Genomic DNA, 21,230 nt, shown 5'->3' on the forward strand with positions numbered 1-21,230 from the left:
GCTTTCGCGCGCTCGACACGTTGCCACCTCCGGGAAAGGGGGTTCGAGGCGGCCAACCTCGGTACGGCCCAAGCCAAGAGAATGGCTCCGATCTTACACGGTGTTCCCCGGGCGAAAGGGCTGCGGTTCACACTCGGGGCGCTTCAGGGCTTCGGCGTATTTGCGGGCATTGTCGTCAATCGTGCCGTGCCAAAGCTTCGAGACGAAGGCCCGGGCGTCTTGGACTGTCATATCCTTCAGCGAAGAGGACAGCGCCATGAACAGCTCATCCTTGCTGATCGCAGCGGCACTGTGCATAGCGTCCGCGTAGAATGAAGGATCGTTCAGGACCTGCTCGCTTAGCGGCATCCGCGCGAGGTTGTCTTCCGGGATCGCCATGAAGATCGTGTCCTGCAGGTCGGTCAGATACGCACGCCGCGAGGTGGACACCGGCTTTCCTGCTGCCTTGGCCTCCAAATATCCCTGCCTGGTCTTGTCGAACTTCGACTTGGCAAATGACATGATGACATCGCGCTTTCGGGCGGGTAGCGCGAATCCGGTGCAGCGCTCGATATGAGTGAGGAGATCTTCAACCTCTACCTCAACATCAAAGCTCTCGAACCATGGAACCGTCCCTGATCTAGCCGCCACGCGCCCGCCCTCGACATTACGTTAATATATTATCGTATCACACTTACACCTGATCGCAAGCGGGTGGCGTCCTTCACGCAAACGGACATGGAAAAAGGGGAACCGTGATCCCACGGTTCCCCTTTGGGTTCAGATCGTCTCCCCCTCGCGCGCCGACTAGGCGACCAAGGAGAGCCCCGCGCCCGCGTCCTGCGGCTGCTCACCGCTGTCGATGAACGGGATGATCGAGAAGGTCTGCCCGCCGCGCTGTTCTTCGTTCTGCACGGCGTTGACGCGCAGGTCGCCATCGGGCGTGTTGATCAGCAGCGACAGGTAGTCATTGCCCGTGCGGCTGCTTTTGGCCATCCACGCCGAGCCCACGCGGATCGGTGTGCCCCGGGGCGAGCTGACCTCGATACGGTAATCGGGGTGGGTTTCCTCGGATTTGTAGCTGTTCTCGATCAGCATGAACTCCAGATCGAACATCATGTTGGCGATGTAGCCCGTGAAGGCGTTGTCAGCGTCCATGGCGGTGAGCTCGCCCGAGATCGAGCCGGATTTCATCAGGCCGTTCGAGACCAGCGGGATGATCTCGAATTCGCCGCTTTGGGCCGCGCGCGCCTCTTTCGTCTGCACCGCGTTGACCCGGAAGGGGCCCAAGCCGACATCGATCTGCATCGAGATGTAGGGGTTGCCGCTGGTGTTGCCGGTCTCGTTCCAGGCCGTGCCGATGCGCACCTTGCGGCCTGATTTGTTGACTGCCGTCACGTCAAAATCCGGGCTGCGTTCGGACATCTTGGCCCGCGCCTCCAACTGGATGGCGATGTCAAAGCGCGTCGAGTGGATCATGCCGGTGTACTGAGCGGCTGCGGTCTCGACATTGCGGGTGAGGGTTCCTGCGAACATGGGATGTTTCCTTTTGGATTGGCCGGTGCCTGACGTCCTTGCCAGCGCATCCGGGATTGCTTTTTCGACCCCTCCTGGGATCACAAACCAGAAAGCTCGCTTTCCTTTCAGCCCCGCCCACGGGTCAAAGCTGCCGTCCGAGTGGGAATGCCCCCGCGCCTCCGGGTGCTACGCCCCTCCCCTGCCCGTCTGGTCTTGATTGGTTGCCCGGATTTTCTGCGGCGTCCTTCGATTGCGCGACGAAGAACTCCGTTTCTTTTCCGTTCAACCGGTGCCCGCCCCGGTCGGTCAGACCGATGCAGCTACCATTCCGCACATAGGTGATGAGGTACTGACCGAGCCGGTCCTTGTGGACAACGTAGCCGGTATTGGCCCAATGCACGGTCTGGCCGGCATCAACGGCCGCCTTGATGTCTTCGAGTGTCATGCGAACCTCCTTACGAAGAATGGTGGGGAAACGACGCAAGAAGCCCGGTCGTCCAACCGGGCTTCCATGCAGCATTTGTTTGGCCAACGGCCGAGAGCTGTCAGGCACCTTGCGTGGCTTGCGTCGCGCGCGCCGCCATCCAATCCTTCAGGCCAAGAACCGTTCTTCCGGCGGCGACCTCGGAGGCCCAGGCAACCCTTGGGTCGCCGCAGGGCTCATCGCCGGAATGCCGGTCGATGTGGCCATTGGCCATCCATGGCTCAGGCTGTATCCGTCGCAGCCAGTCCGCCATGCTCGGGATGCGGCCCTGGCAGTCTTCACGGATATGCTGCTCGCCGATCCAGCGCACGGGGATGTCGCGGCCCGCACTATTGGTCAGTGTCAGGCCAAAAACCCGTTCGGCCTCGAACAGGCCTTGCGCATGGTGACGCATGGCGCGGTGCGTGAAGAGCGCGAGGTGCTCTTTCGAGGCATCGAACCAATCGTGCACAGACTGATAGTCAGACGGCACCCCGCCGAATTTCCGGGCAGAGCTTTCGGCATGATGAAGCGGATGGGCCATCTCAAAGACCCTCTACATAGCTGTGCGAGCATTCGACATAGCGGTCCGCGTGATCGAGCGTGATGCTGTCGTTGCGCAAGTCCCAGGTCAGCGTGCCGTAGCCGCCCTCGTTGTTTTCGAACCCCGGGTGATGGTGATAGGCGAGCGACCAGGCGAAGTCGCCAACCTCTGTGGCAAGTGGCTCCGGCAGGTTGACCTCTGCAGGCTGCACCGTCACATCCTCGACATTGCCGGAGTCGCCATAGCCTTCGTATTCGGCAGTGACCTCGCTGATGCCAAGCGCACGTAGTTGCGCGAGCAGCTCCGTTCGGGATGCCTTCAAGGTGGTTTCGCGCTCCGCGCGCCACTGAGCCGCCATTGTGGCATAATCGATCTGGGGATTGGTCATGGGTCTGTCCTCTCGTCTGAATTTGGGGGGACCGGGCGTGGCATTGGTCTGCACGCGCCCGGAAAGCGCAGACCGGTGAAACCCAGATCCGCGACGCCCGACCGGAAGCCCGCTTTGACTTTTCAGGCGGCTTGTTCTGCCGCTCTGGCGGCTCCCTGCCCGACGATCAGAGCCAGAATGCCGGCTGTGTCGATCCCGTCTCCGTGCGGCAGGAACACCCGCAACTGGAAGGCGATGATCTCGGTGAAGCAGCCGAGGGCCTTGAGGCCGTCGATCATGCCCCGATCCGCACCGCCCAGCTCGAGACGCATCTCGCCTGCGACCCGGCGACGGGTCAGGGTGAGACCCCGGCCCAGATCGACAGGTGCGGTGGTGCCGAGGGCGGCGGTCAGCATCTCCTGCCCTGTTTGCGGGTTGGACACGAGGAAGCGGGCGCGCAGCGCTGCCGCCCCTTCCTCGCTCAGCGTGCGCCCGATCATCGCCGTCGCCCCGTCAGGCGTGACCCGGTAGATGCGTTCATTGGTGGTCGGAATGTCCTTCCAGATCGGCAACAAGAGCCCGGTCAGCAGGTAGAGCTTGGTTGTGGTGGTTTTTGGCAGGGACGCTGCCTCGGCATCCCAAAGCTTTGCAAACTCGGGCCTTTCGATGTCTTCCCAGGCCGAAGACGTGAACCGCGCCTCCTCCAGGTAGCTCGACCCGTTTGGCCGCACAACCTTGCGCATCAGCGTGACGATGTCTTCGTCATACATCTGCATCGGGCGTGCCGAGATGAGCGCCGCGCGACCGGAGGCGCGATTGACCATCGGCAGCTTATCCGGATTGCGCGATATGGCCTCTTCAGCGCCCAAGACATGGACCGGGTCCGTCACCTCGAGCCCGATGATCCGCGTCACGGCGCCGGATTTCGGGCAGGTCCAGAGATCCTCTGTGGAGACCTGCTCGATCTTTTCGCCGCGCAGGGTTTCCACGCCGAGATCGAGCGTGCCCGCCGCGCGCGCCCGTTCAGTCTGATCGGCAATCCGGCGCATGAACTCGGCAAAGAGCGCGTTCTGCATGTGGATGGGCAGGGCAAGCACCCGGTTCAGAAACCGCTGGATCGGGGGAAGCTCCTCAAGGAGCACCCCGTCCTTGTCGATCAGCCGCAGGGCCGTCCAGTCGGTGAAGCTCTCGTAGCTCATCGCTTCAGCGCGCCCGGCGGCAAGATCGGCGAAATACCCACGCAGTGCCGCCCGCGCGATCGGGCTTTCGAGATTGTCCTCCTCCCGGAACATGCCCTGCGAGCCGGTCTCGCGCTGACCCTTGGTCAAGGCCCCCAGCTGGTCGAGGCGTTTGGCTATAGTCGAGGTGAAACGCTTTTCGCCATGCACATCCGAGGTGCAGACCCGGAAGAAGGGCGCGCTGACCTGAGCCGAGCGATGCGTGCGCCCGAGCCCCTGGATGGCCGCATCCGCGCGCCAGCCGGGCTCCAGAAGATAGTGCCGCCGCCGTTTCTGGTTCTTCGCCGTTTGCGCCGCGTGATAGGACCGGCCCGTACCGCCCGCATCGGAAAAGATCAGGATATCCTTCTCGCCGTCCATGAAGGCTTGGGTTTCGGATGAATTGCTGCTGGCGGCGCGCTTTTCGATGAAGAGATGACCATCCTCGGCCTTGAGGGGCCGGATGGACCGCCCCGTGACTTCTGCCACGGCCTCGTCGCCAAAGGCCCAGAGGATCTGGTCGAGTGCCGAGGGGATTGGGGCGAGCGTCATCAACTCCATCATGGCCGCGTCACGCAGAGCGAGCGCCTCGCGCGAGACGACCAGCGCGCCAGTTTCATCGCGGAGCGGCTCGGCCACCATATTGCCGTCGATCTCGACCAGCTTTTGCGCATGAATCGGGAAGGCCTGTTCGAGGTAGCCGAGAACATAGTCGCGCGGCGTCAAGGCACCCTCGACGAGTTCATCCTCCGGGTCCATCGCCTCAAGCCGACGCTTCAGCAGGCTCTCGCCTGTCGAGACAACCTGGATGACGCAAGCATTGCCTGCCGCCAGATCTTCCTTGATGGCGTGGATGATGCTTGGAGCCTTCATGCCCATCAGGAGATGGTTGAAGAAGCGCTGTTTCGTGCTCTCGAAGCGAGATTTGGCAGAGGCGCGTGCGGCCGAGGCATTGGTCTCGCCCGAGGCATTGTTGACACCGGTCGCCGTCAGCGCCGCCTCGAGATTATGGTGGATGGTGCGAAACGCTCCAGCGTAGGCGTCATAGACCTCGATCTGGGCCGGGGTCAGCGCGTGTTCGAGCACATCGTATTCAACACCGTCGAAGCTGAGGGCACGCGCTGTGTAAAGCCCGAGCGTCTTGAGATCGCGCGCGACCACCTCCATGGCGGCAACGCCGCCGGCTTCCATCGCCGACACAAAGCTCTCGCGGCTCGGGAAGGGATATTCGGGGCCCTGCCCCCAGAGCCCCAGCCGCGCGGCATAGGCCAGGTTGTGCACGCTCGTGGCGCCCGTGGCCGAGATGTAAAAGACGCGCGAGCGCGGCGCGGCCAGTTGCAGCCGTAGGCCAGCAAGGCCCTGCTGGGAGGGTTTGACCCCCCTGCCCTGCTCGGACCCCGCCGCATTCTGCATGGCATGGGCTTCATCAAAAGCCAGCACGCCTTCAAAGTCTTCGCCCATCCAGTCGAGGATCTGGCTCAGCCGCGTGGTGCCGCATTTGCCCGCGGACCGCAGCGTGGCGTAGGTGACAAAAAGGATACCGTCGCCCATCGGGATGGGCTGGTCCGGTTTCCATTTGGAGAGCGGCTGAATGTCGGCAGGCGAGCCGCCGAGATCGGTCCAGTCGCGGATCGCGTCCTCGATAAGCGTGGCGGATTTGGAGACCCAGATCGCCTTTCTGCGCCCGGCCAGCCAGTTGACAAGGATGAGCCCCGCGCATTCGCGCCCCTTGCCGCAACCGGTGCCGTCGCCGAGGAAATAACCGAGGCGATAGGCCCGTGCGTCTGGATCATCATCGGCGCGCGTCAGCTTGGTCTGGTCCTCGTCGATGGTAAACCGACCGGGCAGATCACGCCCATGGGCATCATGCGCCATGATGATGGTCTCGAGCTGCGCCTCGGAGAGGTCTCCCTCCTCGATCAACCGTGCGGGCAGGCGCAAGTCATCACTGCCCGTGTTTGAGGGCATGCGCGGGGCAACCGAGGCCATGGCGATGCTTTCAACGAGCGGCGTGGGATGTTCCTGCGCACCCGCGATCGCGATCCGCTGCGGCCGGTAACGCGCATAGATATCCGAGACAGGCGTGTTGTCGCGCGGGGCCTCAAAGCTTGTGAAGCTGAGCGGGCGGACGGCATTGGCCCGGGGTTTGGAGGCGGCAACAGGCGAAGCGACGGTCTTGCGCGGGGCAGATGATGGAACGGTCGGCCGAGCATGAGGGATCGCTTCAACCCGTTGGGCAGGGCGCATCTCGGGCCGGGTTGCGGCCACGGCGTCGACAAAAGGAAGGGCTTCGTCCATGTCGCACACAATGGCGCGGATCATCTCGCCGTCCTCCTGCACCTTGTCGAAGACCATGAGCTGGGTTTCCACAGTTGTGCCGAGCTTGCGATAGACCTGTCCCGGCATCGTGAGTGCCAAGCGCGGCGTGAGCAAACCGCAGGCGCGGGACCAATGCGCGGCATCGCGTTCGGGCGTGAATCCCGGCGGCATGATCGCCACCAGCCGCCCACCGAGTGCCAGGCGCTTTGCAGCCGCAATGAGATGTTTGGCAGCGATGTGCTTGTCCCGGGAGCGATCGACCGAGGAGGCGAAGGGCGGATTCATCACCACGACGTCGGGTAGAACCGGCGTGTGCAGCAGATCGTCGATATGCTCCCCGTCATGGCCCGTCACCTCGCCGCCGAAGAGGGCGCGCAGGAGGTGCTGGCGAAAGGGGTCGATCTCGTTGAGCAAAAGCGTAGCACCGGCCCGGGCGGCGAAAGCGGCTAGGGCACCGGTGCCAGCCGAGGGTTCCAGCACAGCCTCGCCCTTGCGGATCGCTGCGGCCCGCACCACCAGCGCCGCGAATGGCAGCGGCGTGGAAAACTGCTGCAGCCGGATCTGCTGCTCGGAGCGGCGCGTTTCCGTGAGAAGCCGTGAGGCAAGGAGCTTTGCAGCGGCGATGTCACCTGCCGCGCCGTCCCCACCCAGCAGCACCTGGATGGCCGCAGCCTGCATCATGTCATAGGCTATGCGCCAGTCCCAGGCGCCCCCGGCATCACTGCCATGAAACGTCTCGCGCATAATGCGCGCGAGCGCTGAACTCCGCAGGGGCTGGTGGTCGACCTCCGCGCCGATCTGCACGAGGGCAGAGGCGAGATCAGGGTGGGAGATCGAGAGAGCCGGGTTTGCCGGTTTGGGCTTGGTCATGGGGATTTTCCTTTGGATCAGGGTCTGAGTTCCAAAGGACAAAAAGCCCACTTTTGCTTTTCAGGGTGACGGGATCAGACCGCGCTGACCTCCAAGGCTTGGTCAGGACTTGGGTTCGACCTGCCGCTTCGCATCAATCAATGCCTGTGCGGCCTGCTTTACCTGAACCTGTGAAGTTTCGGCGCATGCATCCTCAAGCGCGGCCTTTACCTTCATGCGAAACCACGTGTCATACGAATTCGCTTCAGCGGCCACGGAAATGCTCCTCGAGCCCGATATCCAGCAGCTTGCCGAGGTCATCGGGCATGTCTGCAACGCGCACAGCAATTGGGAAACGGTGCCCCGTGAGGTCAGGCGCGCATTGCTCCTCTAGCCCGAGGTGCTGCCTATCCTTTTCCGTCTCATTCATTGTGCTTTCTCCGACCGTATTATCAGCCGATGCTACATCTTCCAGCGTGGCGTCGTAAACGATAATGCCAAAGGGTCACAGCAAGCTGGCCCACTTACCGATCGGGCACCGCTTCAAGGGATTTCTCGAACCGCTTGTCCGCCGCTGCAGCTTCTTTCAAGAGCGCGTCGAAATTGTCAGGTGGATTGCCATCTTCCAACATCCCTTTGAACGTCGCATATGCATCCGTCTTGCTGCCGTAGGCGCGCAGGGTCTTGTCGTCATTCACCCATGCCACCACGATGACCTTCGCATCGCTGTTGAAGCGGTAAAACAACCGATACTGCTGGAAGAATTTCGCCCGGAACCAGTGCTTGCGGTGGTCGCCGAGTGTGCCGCCTTGCCGGAAGGCTGCGGCACCCGGATCTGCCGGTATGGCCTCGGTCACCAGCTTGAAGATGGCGGCCAGCCGTTTCGTGGAATTTTTCTTGCGCCAGGTCTTGGGATCGCGCGCCTTACGCGCCTCGACCTCCAGGGTCAGCCCTTCGAGCTGGTCCAGAAAGAGCGGATGCGCATATATCGACCATCCGTTTACGACAAGGGGCGCTTGGGCGGGCACGCTATCGCCGCTCATTCATCCTCGAGCGATAGCGGCGCATCGAGATCGACGTCAACGTCTCCGACCAGTGCTGCAAGACGGTCATGCAAAGCCCCATCGAATGCCCGAATGCGGTCCGGATGCGCCTTGATATCGGCCTCGACAAAATCGAGAAAGGCTCCGAGCACGGGATCTTCCTCGTCGCTGCGGACGGGCTCGATATAGACCCTGCCACTCGGCTCGGTGCAGTAGCGAATCTGGTCGCCCTTGCCCAGCTTGAGCTGCTTGCGCACACCCGCCGGCACGGTCGTCTGATACCGATCCGTGAGTTTCGAGACATCTTGTGCGAGCGCTGTCATGGCAGTCTCCTGAAAGAAAAGGGTCTTTGCTGCCCGCGATAGGTAATGCATTTGCATTGCCTTGTCAAAACAAGCCGCAGGATCTGCTGTGGCCGGGCAGGTCGATGAACCGTCCGGCGCAGGACCTAATCTCGCCCCGCGAGATACTCCGCCAGCACCGGGCTAGCCGCACCTTTCGCGGAGCTGAGCAGCTCCGAGCCCGCGAGCGAGGCTTTCGACAGGCGTACGAGCCCGCCGGTTTCCTCGATACGGTAGCAGCGGCGCTTTTGCCGCCCCCGCCTGTAGTGGGTCGCGGTGACGATCTGGCAGGTGCTGCCATCGGTGAGCGTCACAGGGGCCGCGAGCCTGATCTTGTCGCCTTCCTCGTAGTCCGGGATCGAAGCCCAATCCCGGCAGCGCTGGCGCCAGTCCTGCGCGTAGCTGTCCGGGTTTTTCAGGTTGGAGAGAAGCTCGATCAACCCAAGGGGGGCACGCGACTCGTTGGGGCCAGCGCTTTCCTCCATATCCTTGTAGCCCCAGCAGCCGTCATCGTATCGGGTGAGGAAGACAGCCCCGAAAGTGATGGAGCCATCCGGATCGGTCACATAGGTCGCGTCTTCGACAGCGGTGCCGTCGAGATTGGTGACCCTTGCCGCCGCATACCAGGTGGAGGCGACCTTGCAGGCCTTGACCAGTTCGGTTTTGCGCGTGTCGCCCTCGAAGGTGCAGAGCCGGGCGATTTCCGCTTTCTCATCCGCGTAGGTCTGGACGCGGCCGTCGGTGTAGAAGAGCCATCCCATCTCAGAGTCCTTTCTCTCATTGGGGAAATTGTTGTCGCCAATGTCCCGAGAGGGCCGCAGGCCTGGCAGGGAATTGGCGATGCTTGTTTGAGAAAGGGCGCGTTACGCCGCCCTCCGGTCATCGATTTCCATCAGCGCATCGAGCGGCACGCGGTAGGGCTGCATGGCGTCGAAATCCTCGCAATTGCCGCAGTTCTGCACGATCGCGAAGGTGTCGCAGGCATCCTTGAGGATAACCCGGAAGGTGCCGCCGAGGCCCGAGGGCACTTCGTAGGTCCCGCCGATGAGATAATCCGAAGCCCGGCGCACGAAGACACGGATGCTGTGGCCATCGGTTGCGAGCCGGATCGCCCCCCGCCCCCGGTCGATGAGCACCTGCACGTCATCCAGGATGTCGGTGTAGAACTGGCCGGTCAGATCGCGAAACGCCATGCGGCGCTGCGCCATCCAGTCGGTGTCCCGAAACGGGTTCATGCCATCGGCGAAGGCGAAGGAGGGATCGGCCTGCTCGGTCGTGACGATACGGGTGGTCGTGCCATCGATGCCGTTCGAGCGCAGATGCACACCATTGCCAACGATCAGGATCAGGGCCGGCCTGTCCACGGGCCCGTTCCAGTTGGGCAGGAAGGTCTGGCAGGCGCGCGCATGTGCGATTTGCGCCGCGACAGCGGAGGCAGAGAACTTGAGAATAGCCATGAGGATGTCTTTCGGTTGGGTGTGGGGGGGGCGACCCGCGCGGGGGGCATGGTCCACGCGCGGGTCACTTGATGCATCAGGCCGCTTGCGCGACCGCGCTGGCAGGCTCGGGGGTTTCCGCAGCGGGCTCCGCCTCATCAAAGGCGATACCGGCGGTCTGCATCATCGGCGGGCACCAGGCGGCCACGGCAGCGCGCTGCGCGTCCGTCAGTGTGGCGAAGGGTTCAGCGAAGAGCTTGTCGCAGAAGGCGACGATCTCCTTCTTGCTCGATGAGGCGAGCGTCACCGCCTCCTGGGCGAGACCCAGATCCTCACCGAGGATCCTCAGGAGCCAGGCCTTTTTAAAGCGATTGAAGAGCGCCGCGTTCGGCGTCCAGTGGGCGCGGATGTCGGGCATGATCTCGATCTCGAACGCATGCATCAGGCTGTCGCGCTGGCGGTCCCGCGCGAAGCAGGACTGCGTGGTGCTGGCCGCGGCATAGGCCACGAGCTTGGCCTTCTCGCCTGCCTCCAGCGCGCGGAACGCCGCGAACTGATCGGCAGGGGACCGGGTGTCATCGAGCCAGGAGAGGTCCAGCACATCATGCGCCGCCGCCGCCTGCTCGAGCGAGGTCTCGTCGATCTCGTCCATCTTGGCATGGCTGCGGTATTCCTTGCGGGCATCGATCTTGATCGCCTGCGTGACACTCATGCCACTGGCCAGAACGTCACTGACCAGCTTGAAGAGCGTCAGATCGAGCGTGGCCTCCGGATGCAGCGCCATCGCGGCCCCGAGCGCCATGGCCCGCTCGGTCTTGAGGTCCTCGGCCAGCGAGGCCGGGTAGGTGATTTCGCCGGCGTCCGGTGCCTCCTCCCCCGTCGGGTTGACCGACGAGCCGCGCGCGCCCTCCTCTTTCACGGTGTCCTCGGGGCGCACGAGGCCGATGTAGAGCGTCACCTGCCCGTTCGACCAGGACGCAATCACACCGGCGCGGGCGAGGTCCTCGGCGCTATAGGCCTCCTGCAGATCGCGGGCTTCCTCTTCCAGAGCGTCCACGCGCTCGTAAAGGGCATTGTAGGCATCGTCTTCGAGCCCCTCATCCTCCATCTCGAGTTGCAGTTTCTCAAGTTCAGCGGTGATCTCATCCACGCGCTTCTGGGCGGTCTCATCCGGCTCGACGGGTCCTGGGTAGACGCGGCCATATTCGGCCATGGTCGCGTAATCATAGCGCACCATTGCATCGGCCCAGGCAAAGCCCAGCTTTATGCGAGCCTCTTCGGCGGCGGCCCCGAGCTTCTCGAGTAGGATGGTTTCGACCAGCGCCGCATCCTCGAGCACTGAATGCTCTTCCAGCAGATCGGCCGCGATCGCTCCGCCGCGGGCCTCATAGTCCTCGCGCACGAAGGCCCCGATATCATCGCTGACCTGGACGCCGCGGGACTTGAGCGCCTGGCGGACTGTATAGGCCTGCAGGTAGCTATCTTCCTTGGTGAGCGCCTCGAAGACCTCGCGCTGCACCTCCTGGCTCGGATGCTCCGCAAAGGCCTTCATCGTGTCGAGCGTGATGGTCTTAGCCCGGGCCGCAGCGCGAATGTCGGGGTGGATCAGACCGTAGCGCAACCGGCCTTTCACGGCCGCCACCGTGGTGCCGAAGGTCTTGGCGATCGTCTCGGGCGTCTGGCCGTCGACTTCCATCATCCGGGCGAAAGCCTCGAACTCGTCGATGGCGTTCATGGGGGCCTGGGTGATGTTCTCGGCGAGGGACAGCGCCGTCGTCACGTCGCAATCCTCGGGCACAAGGCGGCAGTCGACCTTGGTTTTCGCGGTGAACCCCTTCTCGCTCTTGTCCGCGACCAGCTCCTTCAGGGCTGCATGGCGCCGTCCACCGGCCAGCACGGCGTATTTGCCGTCGAACTTCTGGACGAGGAGCGGCTGCAGGAGGCCCAGCACAGCGATGCTGGCCTTCAGATGCGCGATGTTCTCGGGGTCATAGGTTTCCGGCGCGTTGCTGCGCACATTGGCGGCATGCGGGACGAGATCGCCGATAGCGACGGTGAGGGGGGCAAAACTTGTGGTCATGGGATATCCTTCCAGATGGGTTAGGTGTGGCCCGCGCCTCTACGCGCGGGACCAATCCCCGGCTTCGGGGATCACCACGAAAAAAGGCCCGCTTTGCCTTTTTTGGGGGCAGCGGGCCTTAGTCGTCTGAGATGTCACGGGGAGGCGTCCCCTGCCCTTCTACCAGTCGCGCGCCAGCATGACGGTCAGTACGCGCATTGTGGTCACGGGATTGCCCGGGGTCTCGGCCCCGTAGCGGAAATCCGAATCCGCTTCATAGAGATCGATTTTCCAGAACACGGTCTCGCCCCGGATCTCGACCGCCCCGAAATCATGCCATCCCTCGGGATCATTGTCCTGCTCAAAGGTGGTAAACTCACCGGTGGCTTTCACCGCCTCGGCCATAAAGCCGTCACCGGCCTCCATGAGCGAGCGGGTGACATGCATCCGGCCTTGGATGGGCTGCGCGGGCGGCACTCCAAGGCACGCGAGCTTGCGGAACGCGTCGTTCTGCGCGGCGATCACACTCGGATCCGGGCATTCTGTCTGGGGCTGTGCAGTGATGGTCATAGGGCTCTCCTTTGAGAAGTTGAAACACCCTTCCCAAAGCCTGCTTTTTCTTTTCTGCTTGGCGGAAGGACCGAAGCAGAAGGTGCCCTACCCGAACAGCCCCTTGGGTCTGTAATTCGGGTTAGGGATGGTTTCGATCCAGCCGCCTTGGTGCTTGATGCTCTCGAGCGCTGCCGAGAGCGGATAAGCACCCTCGGACGGGCTCCACCAATAGGCACCGCGCTTGAAGGTGATGATCTTGCGGCGGCCGTCTTCAAAGCAGGCCACCCGCAGCGCCTTGGGTTCCTTGCGTGACATGCGAGTCTCCGTTCTCCGTGTGGTCAGGCGGCCTCGGCACTGCGCCCTGCCCTGCCCACCTCCGATCTGGCGATCAGATAGTCGCAGGCGCGCTGCGCATCGGCGGCATGGCGGAAGATCGCACCCTTGTCCGACCGAAGAACGCGCAACCAGTTGTGGAGGTAGGCGGCATTCATCTCGAGCGTATGCGCCGTGAAGCCGAGCGTCTGACCCAGGAACACCGAGGTCAGTTCCGCGACGATCTCCTCGCGCGCATAGGACGTGTTGCCAAACTTCGAGAACCCGAAATCACGGTTCAGTCGATGTGGGGCTTTCGTGGCATGGGCCAGCTCATGGGCCCAGACCCCGTAGAAATTGCGCGGGTCCTGGAACCGCGTGATGGATGGCATATAGACCTTGTCCACGGGGGGCAAATAGTACGCCTCCGTGCCCGTGAAGACGGTTGTGATGTCGATGGCATCGAAAAACGCCTGCATGTGCGGGATCGGCTCGGACGGCGGATGCTCGGGTACGGGCTCCGGGTCAGGGTAGAAACTGTCGGGCAGGCCATCGATCTGGCAGGCATTGAACACGCGATAGGATTTCTGGAAGCGGAAGATACGGGCTTCCTCGGAGTGATCATCCCCGTCGCTATGATCATGCTCATCGCCGGCGTCTTTCCGGCTTTGACCGTAGTAAACAACGACAGAGGACTTCTCGCCCTTACGGACCTTTGCATCCAACGCATTGGCTTGCGGCAACGTCATCCAGAAGGGAGAACTGTGGCCCGCCATCACAGTCCGCATGGTCAGCAGGAAGTTGTTCACCCCTTGGTAGGGTTCTCCGCCCACGCGCAGGGGACGAGACCTGCCACCTGCGGTCCATGGCTCGCGCCACGGCAGGACGCCGCGCTCGATGATGCGGATGATTTCGTTTGTGATGACCTCGGAGGCATCGAATTTGGGCGTGCGGGATCGGGCCATGGCTGGCGTCCTTTCGAGTTTTGGTGAGAGGGAGTGGTGACTAGGTTGACCGACAGAGCCGCGGATCGTTGGTGATGCTCGCGCCGAGCTGTTCGGCCATGTCGATGTAGGTGGTCAGCGACACGGACCTGCCGGGACCCGAAGGTTCAGAGTCGTCCGATCCGTCCCGCGCCACCCGCGGCAGGTTCGCGAAGGCGATGACATCGGTGACGGGTCGGATATCGATGAACGGGGTCCCTTGTGCGACCGCGAGGGCGGCCAAGGGAAAGCGCTTGATCGGCGCGAAGGTCGACACGGTGGTCCAACCGAGATGGAGGAATGTCCCGCCCTCCCCGCAGATCACATGCGCGTTAGGCAACAGCGCCGCCTGCTTCAGATAACCGAGATCACGTAGGACGGTCTCGCGCTCGCGCCGTTGTGCCTGCCCCGTCTGGCCGGTTCGGCGTAGTTCCTTGTGTCGCCACCACGAGGCAGCGGTCGCGCGCAATACGCGCAAGACACCTGTTTGCATGAGAATGCCCTTCATCAGGAACGGCAGACCGGAATCCGGCCCGGACCCATCTGAGGGACCTCAAAGGCCCTCATCCGTCAGTCACAAAACCCGAAGAACACTTTCACTCTTTAGGGATCTGATGCCGAGGAGCGTTAAATGCAAAGCTCATGAGAACGTAGGATCCTCCACTTTCCGGCATCAGACCCCAATGAGGAACAGGATCAGGCCCGGACACCCTCTTTCGGGCATCCTCAGGCCTGACCTCCCCCGGCCCTCCTCTTCCTCTCAAACCCCATGATTTCCGCAGGTGGCTTGATTTTGTTCCTGTTATGTTCTATGTTGAAAGCCACGCTAAGAAGGGAGATCCCCGATGGAAAGCACCACTTACGCCCTGCCCGCGACGCCAAAGCAGATCGCCTATGCGCGCGCACTGGCCCTTCGCAACCAGACGCTTCTGCCGTGTGAGGTTCAGCAAGATCGGCGCTCCTTGAGCGCCTGGATCGACGCACAGGCCAAGCTGAAGCCGGGCACGCAGGACAGCCGCCCGACATCAAAGCAGGTCGCCTTTGCCGAGCGCCTCGCCCGCATCAAGCGCCGCGCCGTGCCGGACGAATGCTTCCGCGACAAGGAGCTGATGTCGAAGTGGATCGATGGGAACAAGTGAAGCTGGGTAGACCCCGCGCTGATCGAGATTACTTCGGCCGATCGACAACGGATGCCCCGCCCGACTTGGCAAGCGCGATCAGGCTGGACTGGATTTTGGATGTGAAGACGGAACTGAACGTGCCGATGGGCGTGCGGTCCTCCCAGACAAAGGACCGCTCCAGAACATCGGTGTTGATCTCGTCCAGCATGACCCATTTGCGGACATGGGTTTATGACCCCACGCGCTGCGACTCGATCTGTGGCACCTCGATGATCAGCACGATGTTGACGAGCGTTGCCGCAACAAGCAGCCGGAGCGGGGTTCGGGTACACCCCATTAACTCCTAGCCTACGGCGACCCCGAACAGCGCACCGACCCCGGCTGTCGCCGCCATTGCAAGCGCTCCCCATAGCGTGACCCGCGTGGCCCCACGGACGACGCCTGCGCCGCCGGCCGAAGCGCCCAATCCGCCAAGAACCGCAAGGCCAAGGATCGTCGATCCCGCCACCAGGGGAGCGATCTGCGCCTCCGAGACCAGCAGCACGACGATCAGGGGCAGCACCGCCCCAACGGCGAAGGTCAGTGCGGACACCAGAGCCGCCTGGACAGGGCGGGCGGTAACGGTTTCCGAAATGCCGAGCTCGTCGCGCGCATGCGATCCGAGCGCGTCACGTTCAGTCAGTTGCACGGCAACCTTTTCCGCCAGGTCGCGGTCCAGCCCCCTTTCAACATAAATCCGGGTTAGTTCCTCGAGCTCGGCCTCGGGCGTTTCCTCGAGTTCACGGCTCTCTCGGGCGAGGTCCGCCTGTTCGGCGTCAGTTTGCGAGCTGACCGAGACATACTCCCCCGCCGCCATCGACATCGCGCCAGCCATAAGCCCGGCCAGCCCGGCGATCATGACCTCGGGCTTGCCGGACCCGGCTGCGGCGACGCCGACGACGAGGCTCGCGGTCGAGACAAGACCATCGTTGGCGCCGAGAACGGCGGCCCGCAGCCAGCCGATGCGATGCACCATATGGATTTCAGAATGTGATAGACGGCTCATGGCGTGGCTCCTTGAACGATGTCAGCTTGCTCTGAAATGATCGCCTGGGGTTTGCCCGTAGCTGGCTCCTGTGGCGCGATGCGCAGCGCGCGCAGGGCGTTCAGGATCACGGCAACGTCGATCACTTCTTGCAGGAGCGCGCCCTGAACCGGCGTGAGGTAGCCGAAAGCGGCCGCGATCATGCCCATGACAGACAGGCCGATCCCGGCGACAACGCTTTCGACCGCGATCCGGCGTGAAGCCCGCGCGATCTCGATGCCGGGCCCCAGCCGGTCGATCCGGTCGACGAGCAGCACCACGTCGGCGGCCTCGGCCGAGGCCGCGGCGCCCCGTGCCCCCATTGCCACGCCTACATCGGCTGCGGCCAGGGCGGGCGCGTCGTTGACACCATCACCCACCATCATCACCGGCCCGTGTTTACGCTCAGAGAGCACCAGCAACACCTTTTGATCCGGCGTCAGACCGGCCCGCAGCCCGTCGAGGCCCAGCCCTTCCGTCACACGCTCGGCCACGTCCGCGCGGTCGCCGGTGGCCAGCAGGATACGCGAGATCCCTTGGCGGCGCAGACCGTCCAGCATGGCACCCGCTCCCTCGCGCAGCGGGTCGGACATGACGAGGTGCCCGGCCATGTGACCGTCAACTGCCACTGCGACAAGGACCGATCCGGCGCCCTTGGCGGGGTGATCGCCCACCATCCGCCCGACCCGGGACGCCACGAAGCCGTCGCCCCCGACGATCACCTCGCGGTCCTCCACACGACCCAAGACCCCTTCGCCCGGGATCTCAGCCACTTCTGTCGGAACGGGCAGTGTGAAGCCCTGTGCCTTGGCGGCGGTGACGATCGCTTGCGCGACAGGGTGCTTGGAGGCCTGATCGAGCGCGGCCGCGAGGCGCAGGATGTCGTCCTCGTTCATGCCATCGTGGCTGTCGATCGAGATGATCTGCGGACGGCCATCTGTCAGCGTCCCCGTCTTGTCGAGGATCAGCGTACGGATGCGCGCCATTGTCTCGAGCGGCCCTGCGCCCTTGATCAAAACGCCAAAATGCGCCGCACGCGAGAGACCCGCGACCAGCGCAACCGGCACGGCAAGGATCAGCGGACAGGGCGTGGCGACCACCAGCACGGCGACCGCGCGGATCGGATCGCCTGTGAACCACCAGGCCGCGAAGGCGATACTGACGGTGACGACCAGAAAGCCCAGCGACCAGCGGTCGGCCAGCCGGGACATCGGCGCTTTGGACGCCTGCGCTTCCTCGACCAGGCGAACGATCCCGGCATAGGTGCTGTCCTTGGCCTCGCGCGTCGCCGTCAGGTCGAAGGCCTCGCCCGCGTTGGTCGATCCGCTCATGGCGTCGGCCCCGCGCGCCAGCCGGACTGGGAGGGATTCGCCGGTCAGCGCCGCGGTGTCGAGGAAGGCGGTGTCGGACGTAACCGAACCGTCCACGGGAACGACATCGCCCTGCCGGATCAGCAGGCGATCGCCCGGTGCGATCTCCTCGAGAGGCACATCCTCAAGACCGCCGTTCCGGTGCCGCGTCGCGGTCCGGGGTACGCGAGATAGAAGATCCTTCATCGAACGACGTGCACGGCCCTCAGCGAAGGCTTCGAGGAAAGTGCCTCCAGAATACATGACTGCGACGACAGCCGCAGCCAAGGTCTCGCCGAAGACAAGCGCCGCCGACATCGAAAGCGCGGCAACGATATCGAGGCCCACCTCGCCGCGCCCAATGCTGCGGACGATTTCGACCACAAGCGCTGCCAGCGCGGGAACAACTCCTGCAATCCAGATCAGGTTCGCAACCTCTGGTTGGCCCGCAAGGTAGAATGCGAGTCCCACGATCAGCCCGGTTGCGGCCATCAGCAGGAGTGCGGTCTTGAAGCGATCGGTACGGGTCTGTTCCATGCGGCTCATCTTCCTTCGGCTGAGGCGATTGCCGCTGGTTCTTCGGAAAAAAGACGCCCGACTCCCACGCCCATTGCATTCCCTTCATCATCGCGCAGAAGAAACAGGGCGTCGAGTCCACGTTGTCTTGCGAGGTCCGCACCCCTCTCCGCACCGAGCACCATCAGCGCCGTCGCCCAGGCGTCGGCCTCGGCACAGGTGCGGGCCACGACGGTGACGGAGGCCGGCGAGGCGATCAGCGGCGCGCCACGTCTCGGATCCATGGTATGCGACAGGCGGCGCCCATGCACCTCGACCCAATGGCGGTAGTCACCGGAGGTCGCGACGGCGGCGTCCTGCAGCGCCAGAACCGAATGCGGCGTCCGGCGATCAGGGTCCGGCGCTTCTACCGCGATGATCCATGCCTCGCCATCGGGGCGCAGGCCCATGGCACGCATCTCACCGTCGATGCCGACAAGGGCGTCGGCAATCCCATGATCGCGCAAGGTCTCGGCGAGCCGGTCGACACCGTGGCCCTTGGCGATGCCGTTCAGGTCCAGCGCGACGGGCGCGGTCTTGCGCAACTGCATCCCCTCGATCTCCAGCACCTCCTGAGCCGGGCGGCGGGGGGCGTCCATCGCGGCGCGGATACCCTCGGGCGCGGCGGCCCCGGGCCCGAAACCCCAGGCCGTCACCGCATCGCCCATGCCGATATCGAAGGCCCCGCCCGAGGCACGCCCGATCTCGAGCCCGAGGCGCAGGACCGCCCGCAGTTGCTCCGGCACCACCACCCAATCGCCCACCGGCGCCGCATTGATCCGCATGAGCGCGCTCTCCGCGTTCCACATCGACATCTGCGTGTCCACCTCGTCGACAGCCGCCTGAAGGGCGGCACGAATTGCATCCGTGTCGCGGACCCGATCCGCGAAGAACAGCGCCGACCAGCGCGTGCCCATGGCGGGGCCGTTCAGGGCGATGCGCGCGCGCTCAGTAGACATCTTCGACATACCGCCCCTCTGCCTTTAGGACTGCGGGCGTAAGCCCGGCAGGTGCGAGTATCTCGGCCAACGCATCGCTCACGCCCGTGGCCATGTCGCGCCCGCCGCAGACCATCACACGCGCCCCGTCGCAGATAAGCCGGGCCACCTGCGCCGCGTCGGCGCGCAAGGCGTCCTGCACATAACTGCGCCGCGCGCCGCGCGAGACGGCGGTGACAAGCCGGGTCAACCGCCCCTCAGCCTGCCAGCCGGGCATCTCTTCGCCATAGAAGAAATCGCTGTCCGCATGCCGCATCCCGAAAAACAGGTGCACGGGCCTGTGCCGCGCATTGCCGCGGATGAAGCCCGCCAGCGGCCCGATGCCGGTGCCCGCCCCGATCAGGATCAGCGGGGTGAGACCGCGACCGGCGTGAAAGCCGGGATTGCGCCGCAGGAAGGCCCGGACCGTATCGCCCGGTTCCAGCGCGGTCAGCTGGCCCGAGGCCAGACCGCCCGGATGCTTGCGCACCACGATCTCGACGAACCCGTCGCGCCGGCCCGAGGCCAGCGAATAGAGGCGCGGCATCGGGCTGCCCTGCGGCAGGACGCCGATCAGGTCGCCCGCCTGGAACCGTGCGAAGCCCGTGCCCGTCAGCCGTTGCCACGGCGTTGCGCGCGGCAGGGCGAAGCGCAGGATCGCGGCCCCCGCCTGCATCTCGGCCCCGTAGTTGCGCCGCGAGACGAGGGTCAATGTTTCGGTGCGCGGCGAAACGGGCTGGTGAGAAAGCTCGAGAGAGATGCCAAGCACCTCGCCAAGAGCTCGGCCCCAGCGCGCGAAATCCTGTGGCGATTGGCGGTCGATCGTGTCCAGCGGCATGAGTTCGGCCCAGCCCTTCGCCTGCGCCGCTGCCGCAACGGCCTTGGCGAAGGCGCAATAGGACGGAAAGCTGCGGTCGCCGAAGCCGAGCAGGGCCATCGGGATATCAGGCGCAGGGGCCGACGCGTTCATCCGGTCGAGGAGCCCCTTGGCCGAGGCGGGCGCCGCGCCATCGCCATAAGTCGCGGCGAGGACGATGATGCGCTCTGCACGGGCGTAGCGCTCTGGTGCGAAGCCCGACATCGGGCCAACATGGACGCCCTGCCCCGCTGCCGTCAGCGCGGCATGCAGGGTCGCGGCGAAGCCCCAGGTGCTGCCACCCTCGCTGCCGACAAGAATGATCGTCTCGGCACGGCCCGCGGGCTGGTTGCCCCGGATGCGCGGCCGCCCGCGCCGCCCGGCAAGCCAGATCAAGACGCCGGTCACGCCCATCGCCGGCACTCCGAGCGCCATCATCCCGAGCACAAGGCCGAGCATCGCGGCCCCCTGCCCCGTGTGCAGCATGTAAATGGTTTCCGAGACGCGCTCCCACCCGGTCAGGTCGGCCCATGCCACGAGCGCGCCGGTTCCCTGGTCAAGATAGCCGGTGCCCCGGTCGGTCTTCAGTGTGAACACGTCCGTCGCATCGCCGGGATAGGGAAAGCTCAGTTCGCGCAGCTCGGCGACGGGCGTCTGCAGCAGCGTGGCCATCTGATCGAGAGCGAACCCAATCTCTCCGCTCACTTCGGTGGGATCAGCCGGCAGGACGCCACCGTCCGGCAAAAGATCGAAGGTGGAGGCTGTCATCCAGAGGGCGGTGGTGGAGGACAGAACGAGGCCGATGACGGCGATCCGGGCGATCTCGACATGCAGCCTGCCCGTGAACGGACCGCGCAAGGACGCGAACCAGTGCCGCCATCCGCCCGCCCGTCGCACGACCAGCATAGCACCCGAGAGCGAGAGGACCAGCATCGCCGCGGCCCCGGCGGCCATGGCGATGCGCCCGCCATCCCCGAGGAAGAGCGAGCGATGAAAGTTGGTGAGCCAGCGAAGCGCCTGGTTCGGGTCGGCCGAGGCCACGCCCGCGCCCGTCGCCGGGTCGATCACGGCAGCACCCGGCGCGCCCTGATCGAACCAATAGGCGGTGATCCGACCGGAGGGCGACCGCCGGATCTGCTCGACGCCCGGATAGACGACCTGGATGCGCTCCGCGAGGGTGGCGACTGTCAGGCCAGTCTCCACCTGCGGCGCGGTGATGCGCTCGACTGCCGGAAAGACCGAGAGCGCAGCGCCGCTCAGGCTCAGGATCGTGACGAGCGCGAGTGCCAGAAGACCCGGCCAGCGATGGAGTGTACGGATCATGGCC

The 21,230-nt window shown here is 64.3% G+C and carries 23 protein-coding genes; 1 reads left to right on the top strand and 22 read right to left on the bottom strand.

From position 1 onward, the window contains the following. Positions 1 to 93 precede the first annotated feature (93 nt). From BW975_RS16910 to BW975_RS16985, 17 genes are all read right to left on the bottom strand, one after another. Positions 94 to 501: a hypothetical protein gene (locus tag BW975_RS16910; RefSeq protein WP_076535533.1), complete on the bottom strand. Its 408-nt coding sequence runs from the start codon at positions 499 to 501 to the stop codon at positions 94 to 96. Between the two features lie 285 nt (positions 502 to 786). Then, positions 787 to 1,515 (bottom strand): DUF736 family protein, encoded by a 729-nt coding sequence (locus BW975_RS16915; protein ID WP_076535534.1) that lies wholly within the window; start codon positions 1,513 to 1,515, stop codon positions 787 to 789. 124 nt (positions 1,516 to 1,639) lie between these two features. After that, positions 1,640 to 1,942, bottom strand: coding sequence for a hypothetical protein (locus BW975_RS16920; protein WP_076535535.1), 303 nt, complete (start codon positions 1,940 to 1,942; stop codon positions 1,640 to 1,642). A gap of 100 nt (positions 1,943 to 2,042) precedes the next feature. Next, a complete protein-coding gene (locus BW975_RS16925; protein WP_037275576.1) occupies positions 2,043 to 2,504 on the bottom strand; it encodes a DUF6915 family protein in 462 nt (153 codons plus the stop codon). A gap of 1 nt (position 2,505) precedes the next feature. Continuing rightward, entirely contained in the window at positions 2,506 to 2,892 is a 387-nt protein-coding gene (locus tag BW975_RS16930; protein WP_076535536.1) for a DUF6878 family protein, read from the bottom strand. 122 nt (positions 2,893 to 3,014) lie between these two features. Continuing rightward, on the bottom strand, positions 3,015 to 7,277 hold the full coding sequence (locus BW975_RS16935; RefSeq protein ID WP_076535537.1) for a strawberry notch family protein: 4,263 nt from the start codon (positions 7,275 to 7,277) through the stop codon (positions 3,015 to 3,017). Positions 7,278 to 7,379: 102 nt separating this feature from the next. Next, a complete protein-coding gene (locus tag BW975_RS16940; RefSeq protein ID WP_076535538.1) occupies positions 7,380 to 7,532 on the bottom strand; it encodes a StaA in 153 nt (50 codons plus the stop codon). Further along, entirely contained in the window at positions 7,522 to 7,686 is a 165-nt protein-coding gene (locus tag BW975_RS18135) for a hypothetical protein (RefSeq protein ID WP_009819683.1), read from the bottom strand. Before BW975_RS18135 ends, BW975_RS16940 begins: the two co-directional genes overlap by 11 nt. A 94-nt stretch (positions 7,687 to 7,780) precedes the next feature. Beyond that, positions 7,781 to 8,299 carry a type II toxin-antitoxin system YhaV family toxin gene (locus BW975_RS16945; RefSeq protein ID WP_069301771.1) on the bottom strand — a complete coding sequence of 173 codons (519 nt, stop codon included), beginning with the start codon at positions 8,297 to 8,299 and terminating at the stop codon, positions 7,781 to 7,783. After that, complete coding sequence (locus BW975_RS16950; protein WP_005668772.1) at positions 8,296 to 8,622, bottom strand: type II toxin-antitoxin system PrlF family antitoxin; 327 nt, start codon at positions 8,620 to 8,622, stop codon at positions 8,296 to 8,298. The genes BW975_RS16945 and BW975_RS16950 overlap by 4 nt, the downstream gene beginning before the upstream one ends. Positions 8,623 to 8,747: 125 nt before the next feature. Next, on the bottom strand, positions 8,748 to 9,401 hold the full coding sequence (locus tag BW975_RS16955) for a DUF6927 domain-containing protein (RefSeq protein WP_076535539.1): 654 nt from the start codon (positions 9,399 to 9,401) through the stop codon (positions 8,748 to 8,750). A 102-nt stretch (positions 9,402 to 9,503) separates the two neighbouring features. Further along, complete coding sequence (locus tag BW975_RS16960) at positions 9,504 to 10,097, bottom strand: regulator (protein WP_069301769.1); 594 nt, start codon at positions 10,095 to 10,097, stop codon at positions 9,504 to 9,506. Positions 10,098 to 10,173: 76 nt separating this feature from the next. Continuing rightward, positions 10,174 to 12,156: a ParB/RepB/Spo0J family partition protein gene (locus BW975_RS16965; protein ID WP_069301768.1), complete on the bottom strand. Its 1,983-nt coding sequence runs from the start codon at positions 12,154 to 12,156 to the stop codon at positions 10,174 to 10,176. A gap of 159 nt (positions 12,157 to 12,315) precedes the next feature. Next, positions 12,316 to 12,705: a DUF3768 domain-containing protein gene (locus BW975_RS16970; RefSeq protein WP_028288612.1), complete on the bottom strand. Its 390-nt coding sequence runs from the start codon at positions 12,703 to 12,705 to the stop codon at positions 12,316 to 12,318. An 87-nt stretch (positions 12,706 to 12,792) separates the two neighbouring features. Continuing rightward, positions 12,793 to 13,002: a DUF6330 family protein gene (locus tag BW975_RS16975; protein ID WP_017469169.1), complete on the bottom strand. Its 210-nt coding sequence runs from the start codon at positions 13,000 to 13,002 to the stop codon at positions 12,793 to 12,795. A 23-nt stretch (positions 13,003 to 13,025) separates the two neighbouring features. Further along, positions 13,026 to 13,964, bottom strand: a complete 939-nt coding sequence (locus BW975_RS16980; protein ID WP_076535540.1) for an ArdC family protein — start codon at positions 13,962 to 13,964, stop codon at positions 13,026 to 13,028. Positions 13,965 to 14,004: 40 nt separating this feature from the next. Then, positions 14,005 to 14,490: a hypothetical protein gene (locus BW975_RS16985; protein WP_036540302.1), complete on the bottom strand. Its 486-nt coding sequence runs from the start codon at positions 14,488 to 14,490 to the stop codon at positions 14,005 to 14,007. A 337-nt stretch (positions 14,491 to 14,827) separates the two neighbouring features. Here BW975_RS16985 and BW975_RS16990 point away from each other — a divergent pair, with 337 nt between their 5' ends. Further along, positions 14,828 to 15,121, top strand: coding sequence for a hypothetical protein (locus BW975_RS16990; protein WP_028288615.1), 294 nt, complete (start codon positions 14,828 to 14,830; stop codon positions 15,119 to 15,121). A gap of 28 nt (positions 15,122 to 15,149) precedes the next feature. On the opposite strand, the gene BW975_RS16995 is transcribed toward BW975_RS16990, so the two are convergent. From BW975_RS16995 to BW975_RS17015, 5 genes are all read right to left on the bottom strand, one after another. Then, a complete protein-coding gene (locus BW975_RS16995; RefSeq protein WP_224557872.1) occupies positions 15,150 to 15,311 on the bottom strand; it encodes a hypothetical protein in 162 nt (53 codons plus the stop codon). Between the two features lie 135 nt (positions 15,312 to 15,446). Next, on the bottom strand, positions 15,447 to 16,148 hold the full coding sequence (locus tag BW975_RS17000) for a VIT1/CCC1 transporter family protein (RefSeq protein ID WP_028288616.1): 702 nt from the start codon (positions 16,146 to 16,148) through the stop codon (positions 15,447 to 15,449). Beyond that, positions 16,145 to 18,052, bottom strand: coding sequence for a heavy metal translocating P-type ATPase (locus BW975_RS17005; protein ID WP_036540305.1), 1,908 nt, complete (start codon positions 18,050 to 18,052; stop codon positions 16,145 to 16,147). The genes BW975_RS17000 and BW975_RS17005 overlap by 4 nt, the downstream gene beginning before the upstream one ends. Before the next feature lie 5 nt (positions 18,053 to 18,057). Further along, complete coding sequence (locus tag BW975_RS17010; RefSeq protein WP_076535541.1) at positions 18,058 to 19,038, bottom strand: FAD:protein FMN transferase; 981 nt, start codon at positions 19,036 to 19,038, stop codon at positions 18,058 to 18,060. Further along, entirely contained in the window at positions 19,019 to 21,226 is a 2,208-nt protein-coding gene (locus BW975_RS17015) for a PepSY domain-containing protein (protein ID WP_028288619.1), read from the bottom strand. The genes BW975_RS17010 and BW975_RS17015 overlap by 20 nt, the downstream gene beginning before the upstream one ends. Positions 21,227 to 21,230: the final 4 nt, after the last annotated feature.

It is taken from the genome of Roseovarius nanhaiticus (assembly GCF_900156535.1).
In the GTDB taxonomy this organism is placed as follows: domain Bacteria; phylum Pseudomonadota; class Alphaproteobacteria; order Rhodobacterales; family Rhodobacteraceae; genus Roseovarius; species Roseovarius nanhaiticus.